This window comes from Nocardioides sp. YJ-D4, assembly GCF_054031495.1.
In genome coordinates, this window is record NZ_CM132932.1 from 4,197,138 (window position 1) to 4,213,623 (window position 16,486).

Annotated in this window: 18 protein-coding genes; 14 read left to right on the top strand and 4 right to left on the bottom strand. The window is 69.2% G+C overall.

Annotation, left to right across the window (positions count from 1 at the left end):
- Positions 1–4 precede the first annotated feature (4 nt).
- Together ACW14X_RS20165 and ACW14X_RS20170 are read right to left on the bottom strand one after the other, a co-directional pair.
- Positions 5–553: a DUF1003 domain-containing protein gene (locus ACW14X_RS20165; RefSeq protein ID WP_160027330.1), complete on the bottom strand. Its 549-nt coding sequence runs from the start codon at positions 551–553 to the stop codon at positions 5–7.
- Positions 546–1,874, bottom strand: a complete 1,329-nt coding sequence (locus ACW14X_RS20170) for a magnesium transporter MgtE N-terminal domain-containing protein (RefSeq protein WP_160027339.1) — start codon at positions 1,872–1,874, stop codon at positions 546–548. Before ACW14X_RS20170 ends, ACW14X_RS20165 begins: the two co-directional genes overlap by 8 nt.
- A 228-nt stretch (positions 1,875–2,102) precedes the next feature.
- Here ACW14X_RS20170 and ACW14X_RS20175 point away from each other — a divergent pair, with 228 nt between their 5' ends.
- Together ACW14X_RS20175 and ACW14X_RS20180 are read left to right on the top strand one after the other, a co-directional pair.
- The gene (locus ACW14X_RS20175; RefSeq protein WP_457163074.1) at positions 2,103–3,461 is read left to right on the top strand and encodes an endonuclease/exonuclease/phosphatase family protein; all 1,359 of its coding nucleotides are present in this window, start codon (positions 2,103–2,105) and stop codon (positions 3,459–3,461) included.
- A gap of 123 nt (positions 3,462–3,584) precedes the next feature.
- Positions 3,585–4,778 (top strand): acyl-CoA dehydrogenase family protein, encoded by a 1,194-nt coding sequence (locus ACW14X_RS20180; RefSeq protein ID WP_457163075.1) that lies wholly within the window; start codon positions 3,585–3,587, stop codon positions 4,776–4,778.
- Between the two features lie 88 nt (positions 4,779–4,866).
- On the opposite strand, the gene ACW14X_RS20185 is transcribed toward ACW14X_RS20180, so the two are convergent.
- Positions 4,867–5,244 (bottom strand): MerR family transcriptional regulator, encoded by a 378-nt coding sequence (locus tag ACW14X_RS20185; protein ID WP_160027345.1) that lies wholly within the window; start codon positions 5,242–5,244, stop codon positions 4,867–4,869.
- A gap of 102 nt (positions 5,245–5,346) precedes the next feature.
- On the opposite strand from ACW14X_RS20185, the gene ACW14X_RS20190 reads away from it, so the two are divergent.
- The 11 genes from ACW14X_RS20190 (at position 5,347) to ACW14X_RS20240 (ending at position 14,816) form a co-directional block, all read left to right on the top strand.
- On the top strand, positions 5,347–6,441 hold the full coding sequence (locus tag ACW14X_RS20190; RefSeq protein ID WP_457163076.1) for an alkene reductase: 1,095 nt from the start codon (positions 5,347–5,349) through the stop codon (positions 6,439–6,441).
- A gap of 178 nt (positions 6,442–6,619) precedes the next feature.
- Positions 6,620–6,790 (top strand): DUF5302 domain-containing protein, encoded by a 171-nt coding sequence (locus tag ACW14X_RS20195; protein WP_160027349.1) that lies wholly within the window; start codon positions 6,620–6,622, stop codon positions 6,788–6,790.
- Positions 6,791–6,846: 56 nt separating this feature from the next.
- Positions 6,847–7,998, top strand: coding sequence for a hypothetical protein (locus ACW14X_RS20200; protein ID WP_457163077.1), 1,152 nt, complete (start codon positions 6,847–6,849; stop codon positions 7,996–7,998).
- 32 nt (positions 7,999–8,030) lie between these two features.
- Positions 8,031–8,960, top strand: coding sequence for a glycosyltransferase family 2 protein (locus ACW14X_RS20205; RefSeq protein WP_457163078.1), 930 nt, complete (start codon positions 8,031–8,033; stop codon positions 8,958–8,960).
- Between the two features lie 55 nt (positions 8,961–9,015).
- Positions 9,016–10,050 carry a MaoC family dehydratase gene (locus tag ACW14X_RS20210; RefSeq protein WP_457163079.1) on the top strand — a complete coding sequence of 345 codons (1,035 nt, stop codon included), beginning with the start codon at positions 9,016–9,018 and terminating at the stop codon, positions 10,048–10,050.
- 10 nt (positions 10,051–10,060) lie between these two features.
- The gene (locus ACW14X_RS20215; protein WP_160027357.1) at positions 10,061–10,855 is read left to right on the top strand and encodes an SDR family oxidoreductase; all 795 of its coding nucleotides are present in this window, start codon (positions 10,061–10,063) and stop codon (positions 10,853–10,855) included.
- A 36-nt stretch (positions 10,856–10,891) separates the two neighbouring features.
- Complete coding sequence (locus ACW14X_RS20220; protein WP_201451227.1) at positions 10,892–11,446, top strand: histidine phosphatase family protein; 555 nt, start codon at positions 10,892–10,894, stop codon at positions 11,444–11,446.
- Between the two features lie 61 nt (positions 11,447–11,507).
- Positions 11,508–12,167 (top strand): DUF6758 family protein, encoded by a 660-nt coding sequence (locus tag ACW14X_RS20225; protein WP_160027361.1) that lies wholly within the window; start codon positions 11,508–11,510, stop codon positions 12,165–12,167.
- Between the two features lie 9 nt (positions 12,168–12,176).
- The gene (locus ACW14X_RS20230; RefSeq protein WP_160027363.1) at positions 12,177–13,052 is read left to right on the top strand and encodes a PHP domain-containing protein; all 876 of its coding nucleotides are present in this window, start codon (positions 12,177–12,179) and stop codon (positions 13,050–13,052) included.
- Positions 13,049–13,648, top strand: a complete 600-nt coding sequence (locus tag ACW14X_RS20235) for a MarC family protein (RefSeq protein ID WP_160027365.1) — start codon at positions 13,049–13,051, stop codon at positions 13,646–13,648. The genes ACW14X_RS20230 and ACW14X_RS20235 overlap by 4 nt, the downstream gene beginning before the upstream one ends.
- Before the next feature lie 178 nt (positions 13,649–13,826).
- Positions 13,827–14,816, top strand: a complete 990-nt coding sequence (locus tag ACW14X_RS20240; protein WP_457163080.1) for a hypothetical protein — start codon at positions 13,827–13,829, stop codon at positions 14,814–14,816.
- Between the two features lie 69 nt (positions 14,817–14,885).
- On the opposite strand, the gene ACW14X_RS20245 is transcribed toward ACW14X_RS20240, so the two are convergent.
- Positions 14,886–15,650, bottom strand: a complete 765-nt coding sequence (locus ACW14X_RS20245; RefSeq protein WP_457163081.1) for an SDR family NAD(P)-dependent oxidoreductase — start codon at positions 15,648–15,650, stop codon at positions 14,886–14,888.
- A 190-nt stretch (positions 15,651–15,840) separates the two neighbouring features.
- Here ACW14X_RS20245 and ACW14X_RS20250 point away from each other — a divergent pair, with 190 nt between their 5' ends.
- Positions 15,841–16,485 carry a L,D-transpeptidase gene (locus ACW14X_RS20250; RefSeq protein ID WP_457163082.1) on the top strand — a complete coding sequence of 215 codons (645 nt, stop codon included), beginning with the start codon at positions 15,841–15,843 and terminating at the stop codon, positions 16,483–16,485.
- Position 16,486 lies beyond the last annotated feature (1 nt).

A 16,486-nucleotide genomic window follows, 5' to 3' on the forward strand; every position in this document is an offset into this window, starting at 1 on the left:
AAGCCTACGTCGTGCGTGGGGAGTCTCCAGCATCGCCCGAGGGCTGGTCGATCGGACCGCGGTGACGGTCGCGCTCGTCGAGCTCCTCGAGGAGCAGCCGGAGCTCGGAGCGGAGGTAGTCGCGGGTGGCGACCTCGCCGAGGGCCATCCGCAGCGACGCGGTCTCGCGGGCGAGGAACTCCATGTCGGCCTTGGACTGCGAGGCGATACGACGGTCCTGCTCGGCGATGGCCCGGTCACGGTCCTCCTGGCGGTTCTGCGCGAGCAGGATCAGCGGCGCGGCGTACGAGGCCTGCAGACTCAGCGCCAGGGTCAGGAAGATGAACGGGAACTCGTCGAAGCGCCACTCGCGGGGAGCCAGGGCGTTCCAGGCGACCCAGATGAACACGACCATCGTCATCCAGGCGAGGAACCGGGCGGTGCCCATGTAGCGGGCGAAGGCCTCGGCGAAGGAGCCGAAGGCGTCGGCGCGGAAGGTGGGTCGCCGGACCAGCGGGCGGCGCAGCTCGCGCGGGGTGTCGAGGCGGCCGCGGGCGGCGCGGGTGTCAGCCACGGCGCACCATCTCCGGAGTGATCACCTTGTTGGGGCGGGTGTCGGGCCTGGTGTCGGGACGCGGCTCGGTGGCCGACTCCTGGCGGGCGAGGTTCTCGCGCCAGTTCTCCGGGAGCAGGTGGTCGAGCAGGTCGTCGACGGTGACCGCGCCGGCGAGATGGCCGTTCTCGTCGACGACGGGAGCGGCGACCAGGTTGTACGTCGCCAGGTGGGCCGCGACCTGCTCGGTGCTGTCCTCGGGGCGCAGCGGCTCCAGGGACTCGTCGAGCGCGCCCGCCACCAGCGTGGACGGTGGCTCGCGCAGCAGCCGCTGGATATGGGCGATGCCGAGGAACTTGCCGGTCGGCGTCTCCAGCGGTGGACGGCAGACGTAGACGAGGGCGGCCTGGGCCGGGGTGAGGTCGGGGTTGCGTACGAGAGCGAGCGCGTCGGCGATGGTCGCGTCGGGGCCGACGATGACCGGCTCGGGCGTCATCATCGAGCCGGCGGTGTCCTCCTCGTAGGACATCAGCCGGAGTACGTCCTTGGCGTCCTCGGGCTGCATCAGCTCGAGCAGCAGGGTGGCGGTCTCCTCTGGCAGCTCGGCGATGAGGTCGGCCGCGTCATCGGGCGACATCTCCTCGAGCACGTCGGCGGCACGCTCGGAGTCCAGGGCCCGCACGATGGCGACCTGGTCGTCCTCGGGCAGCTCCTCAAGCACCTCGGCCAGGCGCTCGTCGTCGAGGGCGGCGACGACCTGTCGCTGCCGCTCGGGCGGGAGCTCGTGGATCATCGTCGCGGCATCGGCCGGGCGCATGTCGTGGATCGCCTGGACCAGGTGGGTCGCGGCCTGGGTGGGGGAGCGGCTGGCCAGCCCCTCGGCGTCGTTCCACTCGACCACGTGCGTCTGGCCGCGACGGCGCAGTCCCTTGGCGAGCTCCTGCACGGCGACCCGCGAGAGCAGCCAGTCGCGGTTGCGGGCCTGCTCCATGCCGACGTCGTAGACGGTGCCGACGACGCCGGTGGGGCGGATGGTGACCTGACGGTCGAACATCTGGCCGATCACCAGGGTCTCGGTCGAACGCTGCTGGAAGCGGCGCATGTTGAGCAGGCCGGTGGTGTAGATCTGGCCGGCGTCGATGCTGGTCACCCGGGTCATCGGCACGAAGATGCGCCGGCGCCCGAAGACCTCGACCACCAGGCCCAGCACGCGGGGCTGTCGGGCGTCCGATCTGACCGTGACCACGAGATCTCGCACCTTGCCGACCTGCTCACCGAGCGGGTCGAAGATCGGAAGGCCGACCAGGCGTGCCGCGTAGACGCGGTTGGGCGAGGTGCTCACGGGCCAACGTTATGACATAGCCCCCAGCGGGGCGCTTCGACGCTCACGCGGTGGCACCGCCGGTGAATTCGATGAACTATCCGAACGGCCCCGGAATGGGAACCGTGAACCAGGTGAGGCTTGTGTTACAAAAGGTGTCTATGTGGCCAGCGTGATCGGCCGCGACTGCTGTGAAAGGGGCTCGAGCGGATGCGTACGCAATCTTCTGTCCCGTCTTACGGGGTTCGGATGCTCAAGGCTCTGCTCACCACGGGGCTGGTTCTAGGCCTCTTCGGCGGCGCGCTCGTCGCCGTGCGCGACTCGTCCGCTCCGTCGGTGACGGACCTGGCGACCGTCGCCTACTCGCCACCGCGCTATCGGATGGTGCAGGCCAACATCAAGGCCAGCATGGGTACGGCGAGGTTCAAGAAGGACGTACGCGAGGTCGTCGACACCGCGCCCGACTTCATCACCTACAACGAGGTGAACGGCCGCCGGACCGCGGACCTCGAGCCGGGGCGCTACCGCGTGTGGCGCAAGGGCGGCGACCCCTACAGGTCGGCCACGGCGGTGGCCTGGGACAACGACGAATGGGCAGCGACCTCGAAGGGCATCCACCAGATCAGCAACAAGCGAGGCAAGCCTGCCGACCAGCGGCTGCACTGGGGCATCAGGTTCGCCAACTGGGTCACCCTCGAGAACCGGGCGACCGGGCGGAACGTCTCGGTGGTCGCGGTGCACTTCGCGCCCAAGTCCAAGTACTACGGCGACCTGGTCCGTCCCTCGGCCCGCGCGCTCAACGTGCTCGTCAAGGCGCTGGCCAGACGCGGCCCGGTGATGGTGGGCGGCGACCTGAACGTGCAGTACGAGGGCTCTCGCTATCCGGGCGACATCTTCGCCGCGCAGCACCTGACCCCGAGCTACGACGTCACCCAGCAGGCACCGGTGACGCACGGCCGGGACTCGACCATCGACTACGTGCTCGCCCGCGGGATCGCGCGGTTCGCCACCGGAAACCAGCGCGCCTTCGGGCTCGAGTCCGACCACCACGCGGTCCGCGTCGACTTCTCGCCGCTGCCGGTCACCTCCATCGAGGGCTCCTCACGGGTCAGGTTCGGGCCGGGTGTCGTGGTCACCGACCCGGGACTGAGCACCGCCGAGGAGCAGAGCGTGCTGCGTACGGTCCTGAAGTCGGTCAACAGCACCAAGCGGGGTCAGGTCATCCACCTGGCCACCCGTGCGCTGAGCAACGCCAAGGTGCTCCGGGCGCTGAAGCGGGCCAAGTCGCGTGGGGCGCAGGTCCAGGTCGTCACCGCGGAGGGGACCACGACCGCCGAGATGCGCTCGCTGCAGCGGGTCCTCGGCAAGGACGTGAACAAGGAGAGCTGGGCCGTACGGCGCCCGAGCGGCTATGACCGCGCCGGCCTGCGGGCGACCGTGCTGCTGATCAGCAGGTCCGGTGCCACCCCGGCGTTCGCCTTCAGCTCCAGCACCCAGATGTCCACCTCGGCCGGCTCGGGGAAGCGGTCGGGCTACGTGAGCGTCACCAGGGCGTCGTACGACAAGCTCTTCAAGCCGTTCTTCTCGGCAGTCGGACGGCGGGTTTGAGAGACGTAGGATCGCGATGTGGTGGGAGTCACCCTGTCACTGATGGTTACTGATTGGTAACCTGCCGCAGTGACACGTCGTGGTGGTCTCGACAGGCTCGACCACCGAGAGTAGGAGTGAAGCATGGGTCGCCTTGCCGAGACCGAAGGTCTCACCGATATTCAGGAAGAGATCCTGAAGACCGTCCGTCAGTTCGTGGACGAGAAGGTCATTCCGGTGGCCCAGGAGCTGGAGCACGCCGATGAGTATCCGACCGAGATCGTCGAAGGTCTCAAGGAGCTCGGCATCTTCGGTCTGATGATTCCGGAGGAGTACGGCGGGCTGGGTGAGTCGCTGCTGACCTACGCGCTGTGTGTCGAGGAGATCGCGCGCGGTTGGATGTCGGTCTCCGGCGTCATCAACACCCACTTCATCGTGGCCTACATGCTGATGCAGCACGGCACCGAGGAGCAGAAGCAGAAGTACCTGCCGAGGATGGCCACCGGCGAGGTGCGGGGCGCGTTCTCGATGTCCGAGCCGGGTCTCGGCTCGGATGTGAGCGCGGTGTCGACCAAGGCGACCAAGCTCGAGGACGGGTCCTACAGCATCACCGGCCAGAAGATGTGGCTGACCAACGGTGGCTCCTCGACCCTGGTCGCGGTGCTGACCAAGACCGATGAGGGCGCCGAGAGCGTCTACAAGAACATGACCACCTTCCTGGTCGAGAAGACCCCGGGCTTCGGCGAGACCGCCCAGGGCGTGACCGTGCCCGGCAAGATCGACAAGATGGGCTACAAGGGCATCGACACGACCGAGATGATCTTCGAGGGTCACAAGATCTCGGCCGACCAGATCCTCGGTGGCACCCCGGGCAAGGGCTTCTTCCAGATGATGGACGGTGTCGAGGTCGGCCGGGTCAACGTCGCCGCCCGCGCCTGCGGCCTGGCGATCCGTGGCTTCGAGCTCGGCATCGCCTACTCCCAGCAGCGTCAGACCTTCGGCAAGAAGATCGCCGAGCACCAGGCCATCCTGTTCCGTCTGGCGGAGATGGGCACCAAGGTCGAGGTCTCCCACAACATGATGGTCCGCGCCGCGCGTCTCAAGGACACCGGCAAGCGGATGGACGTCGAGGCCGGGATGGCCAAGATGGTCGCCTCCGAGTACGCCAACGAGGTCGTGGAGGACTCCTTCCGCATCCACGGCGGCTACGGCTACTCCAAGGAGTACGAGATCGAGCGGCTCATGCGCGAGGTCAAGTTCATGCTCATCGGTGAGGGCACCAGCGACATCCAGAAGATGATCATCGGCCGCTCGCTGCTCAAGGACTACAAGTCCTGAGCCTTCGGCGACCCATTCCGCCGAATCTGTAGAAGTGGGCGACGAAACTGTGGTTTCGTCGCCCACTTCTGCTGTCTCGGCCGGTCGGTCAGCGGGCTGAGTCGGACGCGAGGGTCGCGTTGTGGCGGCGGTTCGTGGCGATCAGCTCATCGAGCATGTCGCGGGTCCGGAGCAGGTCCTCGATGTGGGCGCTGAGCCGGTCGCGCTCGCCGACCATCATCTCGAAGGCGGCCTCGGAGGTGTCGGAGCTCGGCCGGTCGACGCAGGGGAGGACCTCGCCGATCGTACGGCTCGAGAGTCCGCCCGCATAGAGCCGCTGGAGGAGGATCACCCGGTCGACGGCCGCCTCCGGATAGTGCCGCTGGCCGCTGCTGCTGCGCTCGGACTCGAGCAGCCCTTGCTCCTCGTAGTAGCGCAGCGAGCGGACGCTCACGCCTGCTCGCCTCGCGAGCTCGCCGATCCGCATCGAACTCCTCCTGGGTGATCTCCGGCACAAGACTTGCCTCTGACGTCAGTGTCAGGTTCTAGCGTACGTGGCGACCCACTGCCACTCCCAAGGAGCTCACCTGTGACCAGCCTCTTCGACCGCCACCACCTGGGCCCGCTGACGCTGCCGAACCGGATCGTGATGGCGCCGATGACCCGCGCCCGAGGCACCGCCGACGGCCTGGCGACGCCGTCGATGGCGACGTACTTCGCTCAGCGGGCGACCGCCGGCCTGCTCATCTCCGACGGGATCGCTCCCAACGCTGTCGGCACCTCGAACCCCAACACCGCCGGGCTGCGTACGGACGCGGAGGCCGCCTCGTGGCGGCAGGTCACCGACGCCGTCCACATCAACGGTGGCCGGATCTTCGCCCAGCTCATGCACGGCGGCCGGGTCTCGCACGAGTCGATCTCGGGCCTCCGGCCGGTCGCCCCGTCCGCTGTCGCGTTGGCGGCCGACGTCTTCACGCCGACCGGGCCTCTGCCCGCACCGGTGCCGCGTGCCCTGGAGACGGCTGAGGTCGCCGAGCAGGCCGAGTCGTACGCCGAGGCCGCCCGCCGCGCGGTCGGCGCCGGGTTCGACGGGGTCGAGCTGCACGGGGCCAACGGCTACCTGATCAGCCAGTTCCTCTCGACCAACGCCAACCTGCGCACCGACCGCTACGGCGGCTCGGTGGCCAACCGGATCCGGTTCGCGGTCGAGGCGGTTGCGGCGACGGTGGATGCCGTCGGCGGCGACCGCGTCGGCATCCGGCTCTCGCCCGGCGCCGGGCTCTGGGACGTCACCGAGCCCGATCATGCCGAGGTCTATGCGGCGCTGCTCACCGAGCTCAACCGGCTCGGGCTGGCGTACGTCCACCTCGAGGCCACCACCGACGAGGCGACCATGCTGGACCTGCGCAAGCGGTGGGACGGGACCATGATCGTCAACCCGAGCTCGTGGCTGACCCGCGGCGCGGCGCCGTTCGGGGCCAGGCCGACAGACCTGGCCTCCGCGGACCGCTGGCTGGGGCTGGGTGCCGACCTGGTGAGCTTCGGCCGGGCGTACCTCGCCAATCCGGACCTCGTCGAGCGCCTTCGTCGTCGGCTTCCCCTGGCCGAGGCCGACCCGGCGACCTACTACGCCGGCGGCGATGCCGGCTTCCTCGACCTCCCCGCCCATCACCACGTCGCCTGACTCGCCTCGATCGAGTCCGCACGAACGGACGCCGAATCCGTAGTTGTGGGCGACGAAAGTAGACCTTCGTCGCCCACAACTCCGGTCTCGTCCGGAAAAACTGGGGATTCGTCGGGGCGCGTGCCGTAGGTTGGTCGTTACCCGACCAACGACTCACAACGCCGAATTAGGGAGAGCGATGACCAACGACGATCTCAAAGCCAAGATGCGCGAGGCGCTGGAGAAGAAGAACAACCACGACCACGCACGCGCCGAGAGCGCGGGGGCCAAGGAGAAGGCGCACGGGTCCGAGGTGGTCGGTGGCGCGCCGAAGATGCACCGCCGGAAGGCGGGCGGCGGCGGGTCCTGACGCTACGATGCCCCCTCGGGGGTGTCGGGTCGGTCTGGTCGAGAGGTAACGAGAAGTTGGCGCGCCGCGTAGTGCTCCATGTCGGGGCGATGAAGTCGGGGACGACCTATCTGCAGGGTGCCCTGTACAAGAACAAGGCTCTCCTCGCGGGGCGTGGGTTCCTGGTCCCCGGCGCGCGCTGGCGCAACCAGATCGAGGCCGTGCTCGACGTGAAGGGCCGCCGGAAGCACCCGCAGGGCAACTCGGTCGCCGGGGCCTGGGATCGCCTGGTCGCCGAGGTCGACGAATGGGACGGCACGGCGCTGATCTCCGTCGAGCTGTTGGCGCCCGTCGGCCCGGAGACGGTCGAGCGGGTGGCGACGAGCTTCAGGGGCGTGACCCCCGAGATCGTGCTCTCGCTGCGTGACATCAACCGGCAGATCCCGTCGATGTGGCAGGAGCTCGTCCAGAACGGCGTGGACTGGACCTGGTCGGACTTCCTCACCTCGGTCAACAAGAGCCGTCCGGGCTCTCCTGAGCGCCGTCACTCCGGTCCCGGCAAGCGGTTCTGGTCCGAGCAGGACATGGTCGCCATCGCCCGGCGCTGGGCCCAGGCCGGGCCGCTGCACCTTGTCACCGTGCCGCCACCGGGCAGCCCGGCGACCCTGCTGCTGGAGCGTTTCGGCGTGGCGATGGGCTTCGATCCCGAGGGGATGAAGAGCCCGCCGCCGAAGAACACCTCCCTCGGCTCCGCGACCGTCGAGGTGCTGCGCGGCCTCAACGCCGAGCTGGACCGGCGTGGCCTGGCCTACCCGGCGGCGATGGGGCTGCGCAAGCACGTCCTCGGCAAGCGCCTGATGCCCGAGCTGACGGTCGACGACCCGCGTATCGGGCTCCAGGCACCGCGCTGGACCGCCTCGTTCACCCGCGACCAGGCAGCCGAGCTGAGCGGTCTGGACGCCACCATCCACGGGGATCTCGATGACCTCGCCCCTGTGGACGTACGCGGGATCGACCCGCGCAAGGTCACCGACAAGCAGGTTCGAGACGCCGCGGTTGCTTCCTACGCGGCGCTGCGTACGGACCTCGACAAGAAGCTCGCCGACCCGACCATCCCTGGTGAGGCCATCGACCCGGGGGAGGGCCGCAAGGCCCCGGCACGCGCCGTCTCCGCCCTGGCCGACCTCGTGGAGTGGTCCGTCCGGCGAGAGGAGCTGGTCCGCACGTAGGGCCTCAACACACACATATTCGGGGGAACTCTTTGTCAAGCAGCTGGAGCCTGCGCCGTCGTCGCAGACTCGCCGAGGAGACGGGCGGCACGCCGGCCGCGCCGCCACGGATCGCGGTGCTCACCATCGCCCGCGACGAGGGCGAGATGCTCACCCGCTGGGTCGACCACTACGGCCGAGCGGCGGGTCTCGAGAACCTGATCGTCTTCGACGACGGTTCGACCGACGGTTCGACCGACGACCTCTCGTGCACGGTCCAGCGCCTGCCGGGATTCCGGAAGGGCAACTTCGAGGCCGGCCGGATGGGCCTGGCCAGCGGGGTCGCCCAGGGTCTCCTGGGGGTCTACGACGTGGTCATCTTCACCGACGTGGACGAGTTCCTGGTCCCGGACCCGGCGAGGTACGCCAACCTCTCCGACTACCTGGCCCGACGCCCCGAGCGGGTGATCGCCCCGTTCGCCCTCAACGTCGTCCACCACACCGCGGTCGAGGGAGCGCTGGTCAGCGGCAAGCCGATCGTCGGCCAGCGGGCGTACGCCCAGTTCGCGCCGTTGATGTGCAAGCCGTCGGTCAAGCGGGTGTCGGCCGCCTGGACGCTCGCCTCCCACGGGATCAAGGCGCCCTACGTGCCCGATCCCGGGCTGTTCATGCTCCACATGAAGTTCGCCGACCTGGACCTGCTGCGCCGACAGGCCGACCGCCGCAACGAGCTCGCCAAGGCGGTGGGTCGCGGCAAGGGCAGCTCGTGGGGACGCTCCGGTGACGATCTCGCCGGCCTGCTGACCACCGCGACCGCCTCGGTGAGCGCTGACGTCGAGGAGTTCGACCCGGCCTCGGTCCTGCCGGCCAGGCTCGTCCGTGAGGAGGACGGAGTGCACCGCGCCGTCGGCCCGGGCCACATCGACAACCTCCGCAACCAGCCGCTGTTACGCATCCCGGAACGCCTCCACGGGATCGTCTGAACTAGGTTACTGTCCGGTAATCCCGCACCGCCAGATTCACCGACGAGAGGCCGCAATGAGCAAGACGAACCCCGGCAACTTCTTCGAGGACTTCCAGGTCGGCCAGGTCATCGAGCACGCCACGCCGCGCACGGTGACCGAGGGCGACCGGGCTGCGTACGGGTCGCTCTACCCGACCCGCTTCGCGGTGCCCTCGAGCGCTGCCTTCGCGGCCTCCGTCGGGCTCGAGCAGCACCCGGTCGAGGAGCTGATCGGCTTTCACATCGCCTTCGGTAAGACTGTCCCGGACGTGTCGCTGAACGCGGTCGCCAACCTCGGCTACGCCGAGTGCCGCTTCCACCAGCCGGTGGTGCCGGGCGACACGCTCTCGACGAAGTCCGAGGTCATCGGCCTCAAGCAGAACTCCAACGGCAAGTCCGGCGTCGTCTACGTACGCTCGACCGCCACCAACCAGCGCGGCGAGGTCGCCATCGACTGGGCGCGCTGGGTGATGGTGCACAAGCGGGACCAGGACGCCGCGGCCCCCGAGACCGTGATCCCGGAGCTGGCCGCGGTCGTCGATGCGAAGAACCTGATCGTGCCCACGGGCCTGGACTTCTCCGCCTACGACTTCACCGCCGCCGGCGAGCCGCACCGGCTGGCCGACTACGAGGTCGGCGAGAAGATCGACCACGTCGACGGGGTCACCCTCACCGAGTCCGAGCACCAGCAGGCCACGCGGCTGTGGCAGAACACCGCGAAGGTGCACTTCAACGTCGAGGCCCGGCCCGACGGCCGCAACCTCGTCTACGGCGGCCACATCATCTCGCTGGCCCGTGCGCTGTCGTTCAACGGCCTCGCCAACGCCCAGCTGATCGCCGCGATCAACGCCGGCGCACACACCTCTCCGGCCTTCGCTGGGGACACCGTCTACGCCTGGTCCGAGGTCCTCGACAAGGTGGAGACCGACGCCCCAGGTGTCGGCGCGCTGCGGCTGCGCCTGGTCGCCACGAAGGGCCGCGACGAGTCGATGACCCTGCGCGGCGAGGATGGAAAGTACGCCCCCGGCGTGCTGCTCGACCTCGACTACTGGGCGCTCATCCCTGCGTAAGGAGCACGTCATGGCAACCAGGAAAGCTCTCTTCGTCTCCGGATCCGCCCAAGGGATCGGCAAGGCGATCGTAGAGAAGTTCGCGAGCGAGGGATGGTTCGTCGGCGTCTACGACATCGACGCCGACCTCGCGCGTGACGTCGCCGCGATCCTCGGGTCCGACAACGCCATCGGTGGCACGCTCGACGTCACCGACCCGGCGTCCTGGAACGCGGCGCTGGAGGAGTTCGCGACCGCCGCCGGCGGTCGCCTCGACCTGCTGGTCAACAACGCCGGCATCCTGCGTGCCGGCCGCCTGGCCGAGGTCGATCTGGCTCAGCACCACCAGACCATCGAGATCAACGTCAACGGCGTGATCAACGGCTGCCACACCGCGTACCCCTATCTCCGGGCCACGCCGGGATCCGGCGTGATCAACGTCTGCAGCGCGAGCGCGATCTACGGGCAGCCGGAGATCGCCTCCTACAGCGCGTCGAAGTACGCCGTGCGCGGACTCACCGAGGCGCTGGAGCTGGAGTGGCGCAAGGAGGGCATCCGGGTACAGGCGGTCTGGCCGCTGTGGGTGAAGACCGCTCTGCTCGACGGCAACGCCGCCTCCTCCCACGAGACCCTGGGCATCCGGCTGACCGTCGAGGACGTCGCCGACCAGGTCTGGGAGATGGCGCAGCCCCGCAAGGGCCTGCGCGGGCGGCTGCCGAAGGTGCACACCACCGTCGGCTTCCCGGCCAGGGCCCTCTCGACCGCCGCCGACCTCGCCCCCAACTTGTTCGTCCGCGAGGTCAATCGGTTCATCACTCGGGCCTGAGGATCCGGCCGGGCCGATGGCTGGTTGGATGGGGGCATGGCCCTCTACCTCGTCAGGCACGGCACCACCGAGTGGTCCCTCAACGGCCGGCACACCTCCCACACCGACCTTCCCCTCCTGCCCGAGGGGGAGGAGGCCGCCAAGGTGCTCGCGTCACGCCTTCAGGACCAGAAGTACGCCGCGGTGCTGACCTCCCCGCGACAGCGGGCGATGCGTACGGCTGAGCTCGCGGGCTTCCCCGACGCGGTCGTCACCGACGACCTGGTCGAGTGGGACTACGGCGACTACGAGGGCATCACCACCGACGAGATCCACCGCACCGACCCGGGCTGGAGCCTGTGGACCGCGAAGACACCCGGCGGAGAGGCTGCTGCCGCCGTCCAGGAGAGGCTGGGCCGGGTCGTCTCGGCCGCCCGCGAGCGCGAGGGTGACACCCTGGTCTTCTCCCACGGACACGCGCTGTGCGCTCTGGCCGCGGTGTGGCTGGGACTCCCGGTCACCGAGGGCCGTCTCTTCCGGCTCGACACCGCGACCGTCTCGCTGCTCGATGCCTACCGCGGGCAGCCGGTCGTCAAGCACTGGAACACCTAGTCGGGGCCGATGCCTGACCGTACGTCTTGACCAGACGGATACCACGGGTCACCGTTGTGGGGTGGCTCTTGCGGTTGGCTGTCCACGCTGCGCGACGCCGGTGGCGAGCATCGGTGCCGGCGGCAGCAAGTCGTGTCCCGAGCACGGGGTGGTGACCCCGCTGTGGCGTTCCGATGCCGCCTCCTACGAGGACCTCGTGCAGATCCTCTCGCTGGCCGGTGAGGTGCCCACCTACGTTCCCTGGCCGGTCGAGTCGGGCTGGTCGATCGCCGACCTCGCCGTGGTCGGCGACGAGAACAAGGGTGCGGCGACGCTGCTCACGCTGACGGGAGTGACCCCCGACGACGGGCCGGTCGAGATGACCGTCGTCACCGAGGAGGCCGGCGTCGGGCTGGGGGCGCGGTGCGCGCGTACGGAAGGACCGGACCCGGGGATCGACGCCTGTGCCGGCCCGCCCACGACGAGGGTCCGGGTCGCCGGGCAGCGGCAGCTGGTGCCGTTGTGGCCGATCACCCAGTGGACCAACGGCGCCGAGGAGTGGGAACGGTCCGTGGTCGTCGGTGAGGCAGCCGGCCGCTGGCTGTGGCTGGTCTTCCGCCCGGCCACGGCGATGCTGATGCTCCAGGACGGCTGGCACCTGCGCCAGGTCCGGGACCTGGGCGTACAGATGGTCGAGCTGCCCTTCGGTGGCCCCGGTGGATCTTGGTGGAACTCGCCCTAGGATGGGCGGGTGCGCATCGACCTCCATACTCACTCGCGAGTGAGCGACGGGACCGATTCGCCCACCGAGCTGGTCCAGGCGGCGAAGGCCGCGGAGCTCGACGTGGTCGCGATCACCGACCACGACACCGCCGCCAGCTGGGACGAGGCGGCAGCCGCGGCCACCGAGGCCGGGATCGAGCTGGTCCGCGGCATGGAGATCAGCACCGACCACCTCGGCCACAGCGTGCACCTGCTGGCCTACCTGCCCGACCGGACCCACCCGCCGCTGGTCGCCGAGCTCGCCCGAATTCTGGCCGGCCGGGACGGACGGCTGCCGCTGATGCTGGCCCGGCTGGCGCGCCTCGGCATCGAGGTGTCGCTCGAGGAGGTCGCCGCCGTCTCCGGTGACGCCGCTGCCTCCGGGCGCCCGCACCTGGCCGACGCGCTCGTCGCGAAGGGCTACGTGCGCAGTCGCGACGAGGCGTTCAACCGCTACCTCGGGGCCGGCAAACCGGCGAACGTCAGCCGTTACGCGGCCCCGCTCGAGCCGATGATCCGCACCGTCGCCGCCGCCGGCGGAGTCACCGTGATCGCCCACCCGTGGGGCCGGTCCGGACGCGAGCAGCCCGACGAGGCAGCCATCTCCGCACTGGTCGACGCGGGCCTGTCCGGGCTCGAGGTCGACCACCAGGATCACAGCCCCGAAGTGCGCGAGAAGCTGCGGGTGATCGCCCGGAACCTCGACCTCGTGGTGACCGGATCCAGCGATTACCACGGCACCGGGAAGGTGGGTCACCATCTGGGAGTGAACACCACTGCACCCGCTGAGTACGAGCGGCTCCTGGAGCGCGCCGCCGCAGCTGCGGCCGCCTCCGGACGAGCCACCCCCGAGGTCGTACGTTGACCGAGATCTTCGTCTCCACGTTCGTGACGCTCTTCGTGATCATGGACCCGGTCGGCACGATCCCGATCTTCCTGTCGCTGACCGCGGGGCAGTCGCCGGGCAAGCAGCGCCGTGCGGCGCTCCTCGCGGTGGCCGTCTCGTTCCTGGTGATCACGATCTTCGCGCTGTTCGGACAGGCGATCCTGCACTTCCTGCACATCTCCCTCGAGGCGTTGCAGTGCGCCGGCGGCCTGCTCCTGCTGCTGGTCGCCCTCGAGCTGCTCACCGACAACTTCGACGACCCCGTCGCCGCCGCCGGAGCGAACGTGGCGATGGTGCCGCTCGGCACCCCGCTCCTGGCCGGCCCCGGTGCGATCGTCGCCACCATGGTCTTCACTCAGGAGGTCGACTCCGTCGGGACCGCCTTCGGGCTCGGCCTCGGACTCGTCGTCGTCCACCTCGCCCTCCTGGTGGCGATGGTCTTCTCCATCCCGATCCTGAAGGTCCTCAAGGAGTCCGGCGTCCTGCTCATCACCAGGATCGCCGGTCTGCTCCTCTCCGCGATCGCCGTTCAGATGGTCGCCGACGCGGTCACCACCTTCATCGCGAACGCCTGAAGCTGGGTAGTCCGAGACGTTCGGGCCCGGCTACCGGGCGGTAACGGGCCGAAACGTCTCGGACTACCCGGTGGGCGGCAACTTGTCGGTGGTCGCGGACATCATGCGGGCCGTGGCTTCTCGTGCCTCTCACTTCAGGCCGTCCGACATACCCGGGCGGCCTGGGCTGGTGCGTCCTGTGCGGACGGATCCCTCGGGTGCGCTCGGTCCGACGCCGAAGCAGGCGAGGGGACGGGCGTGGCGGCGTTCGTCGCGGGGGCTCTACGTGCCTGCGTACGTCCCGGACTCACCGCAGCAGCGGGTTCTCGAGGCCTCCGCAGTGGTGCCTGCGGACGGCGCGGTGACGGGTTGGGCTGCGCTGGCATGGCAGCGGGTGCGCTGGATCGACGGTTGCGACGCGGACGGGAGCGAGCTTCCGGTGACCATTCTCACCCCGGGATCGCAGGCACGTGCGCAGGCCGGGATCGAGGTGAGCAAGGAGCGCATGCTGCCGAGAACGCGGCAGGTCGTGGACGGGGTGGTGCTCACGGATCCGCATCGGTCGGTGGCGTTCGAGGTCCGTAGGGCAGAGACGCCGTTGTCGGCCGTACGCTGGCTCGACCTCGTGGCGGCCAGCGACCTGATCTCATTGGCGGAGATGGCGGCCTACGCCGAGACGCTCAGCGGTTGGACCGGCATCGATCGCCTGAGACGTGCGATCTCGCTTGCCGATGAGAACGTGTGGTCGCCGTCGGAGACCGATCTGCGACTCACCCTCAAGGTGCGGATGGGGATCGCGGCGGTGGTCAGCAACCGCCCGGTCTTCGACCTCGATGGCCAGCACATCGGAACCCCGGATGTCATCGACTTGGAGCGGGGTGTGGTTGCGGAGTACGACGGTGCCCTGCATCTGGCGGGCAGGCAACGGGCGAAGGACTTGCGGCGCGAAGGAGCCTTCCGGCGGGTCGGTCTGGAGTACGTCACCATGGTGGCCGCCGACCGTCGTGACCCCGCAGACTTCATCAGGAGGACGCATGAGGCTCGGGCGCGAGCAAGCCGGACACCGATGGCCGACCGGCAGTGGACGATCAACCCGCCACATTGGTGGACCCCCACCCACACCGTCGAGATGCGTCGAGCCCTGGCGGACTGGCAGCGTGAGCGCTACCTGAGGGCCCGCGCTGGATAGTCCGAGACTTTCGGGCCCGTATACCCGCCGGTAATGGGCCAGAACGTCTCGGACTACCTGCTGGGTCGGCTACTTGCGGCCCAGCGACTGGAACTTCTGGAGTACGCCGGACGGGACCACCCGCGCCATGGTGGCCAGGGCCTTGTAGCGCTTGCTCGGGATCGAGAAGGTCTTGTCGGCGTCGTAGTCCTCGAGCGCTTCGCGGACCAGGTCGTTGACGTCGAGCCACATCCACGAGGGGGCCGAGTCGTAGCCGGAGCCGAGGCGCTCGTGGAACTCGGTCTTGGTGAACCCAGGCAGCAGGGCCATCACCTTGACGCCCTGGCCGGCGTACTCGTTGTGGGCCCATTCCGTGAAGGAGTTGATCCACGCCTTGGCGGCCGAGTAGGTGCCGCGGGGGAGGTAGGAGGCGACGGAGCCGACGTTGATGATGCCGCCGTGACCGCGGGCGACCTGGGCGCCCAGCGCGGCGTGGGAGAGGCGCAGCGGGGCGATGACGAGCACCTCCGCCATCGCGGTCTCCTCGTCGGCGGTGTTGTCGAGGAAGCGGTGCTTGAGGCCGTGACCGGCGTTGTTGACCAGCAGGTCGACCGGGTGGTCGGCGTCGGCCAGGCGGGCCTCGACCTTGGCCAGGTCGGCGCTGTCGGTCAGATCGGCGCGGAGCACCTCGACGCCGACGCCGTGGGCGTCCGCCAGGTTCTTGGCGACGCCGGTGAGGCGCTCCTCGTCACGGGCGACGAGGACGAGGTCGTGTCCGCGGGCGGCGAGCTGCTGGGCGAAGGCGAGTCCGATGCCGGCGGTTGCGCCGGTGACCAGAGAGGTGGGGTTCGACATGGGGCAATCCTGCCACCACCGGCTGCGAGGGGGATCCAGGCGCCGGGCCGTCGGTTCACACGCGGAATCACGGTTTCTGTCTGTCGTGTGACAGTTGACTTGCGGTGATACGTGTTTGGATGATGTTCGACGTGGATTTCGTAGGGGGACTCGGGCACGTGATGAAGAAGTGAGCCGCACTGCGCGCCACGTGAGATCCAGGCCTCTCCGGCGCACCAAGATGCTCTTCGCCGCGTCCTTGCTGACGTCGGCCGGTCTGTACGTCGGGATGGAGGTCGTCGCCGAGCCGGTGGCCAACGGCCGGCCCAGCGCGGCCGACAGCGGGATGAAGCTGGGCGCGGACGCCGGGCGCACCCCGGTCTGGCCGCACGACAGCCAGCGCGAGGCCGCGATCGACCGTCACATCGACGCGCGGACTGCCGCTGCGGAGAAGGTGCTCCCGGACGACTCCGGCACCGGTCGCCGGGCCGTCTTCTCGATCAGCCGCCAGCGGGTCTGGATCGTCTCCGCGGCCGACCGGACGCGGCGTACGTATCCGGTCTCGGGCAGCATCTACGACAACCTCGAGCCCGGCACCTACAAGGTCTTCTCCCGCTCCGAGCACGCGAGGGGGATCGACGACTCGGGCCGGATGAAGTGGTTCGTACGCTTCACCAAGGGCCCCCGCGCCGCGATCGGCTTCCACAACATCCCGGTGGACAAGGGCAAGCGCGTACAGACCCGCGCCCAGCTCGGCACACCGCTGTCGCATGGGTGCATCCGCCAGGCCGAGCCGGACGCGAAGGCGATGTGGCGCTTCGCGCGGCTCGGCACCAAGGTGGTCGTGATCCCCTAGG

Bases quoted from the DNA above. Each gene is read 5' to 3' on its own strand.
- ACW14X_RS20175 (WP_457163074.1), top strand. From the start codon at position 2,103: ATGCTCAAGGCTCTGCTCACCACGGGGCTGGTTCTAGGCCTCTTCGGC.
- ACW14X_RS20180 (WP_457163075.1), top strand. From the start codon at position 3,585: ATGGGTCGCCTTGCCGAGACCGAAGGTCTCACCGATATTCAGGAAGAG.
- ACW14X_RS20185 (WP_160027345.1), bottom strand. From the start codon at position 5,244: ATGCGGATCGGCGAGCTCGCGAGGCGAGCAGGCGTGAGCGTCCGCTCG.
- ACW14X_RS20195 (WP_160027349.1), top strand. From the start codon at position 6,620: ATGACCAACGACGATCTCAAAGCCAAGATGCGCGAGGCGCTGGAGAAG.
- ACW14X_RS20210 (WP_457163079.1), top strand. From the start codon at position 9,016: ATGAGCAAGACGAACCCCGGCAACTTCTTCGAGGACTTCCAGGTCGGC.
- ACW14X_RS20215 (WP_160027357.1), top strand. From the start codon at position 10,061: ATGGCAACCAGGAAAGCTCTCTTCGTCTCCGGATCCGCCCAAGGGATC.
- ACW14X_RS20220 (WP_201451227.1), top strand. From the start codon at position 10,892: ATGGCCCTCTACCTCGTCAGGCACGGCACCACCGAGTGGTCCCTCAAC.
- ACW14X_RS20245 (WP_457163081.1), bottom strand. From the start codon at position 15,650: ATGTCGAACCCCACCTCTCTGGTCACCGGCGCAACCGCCGGCATCGGA.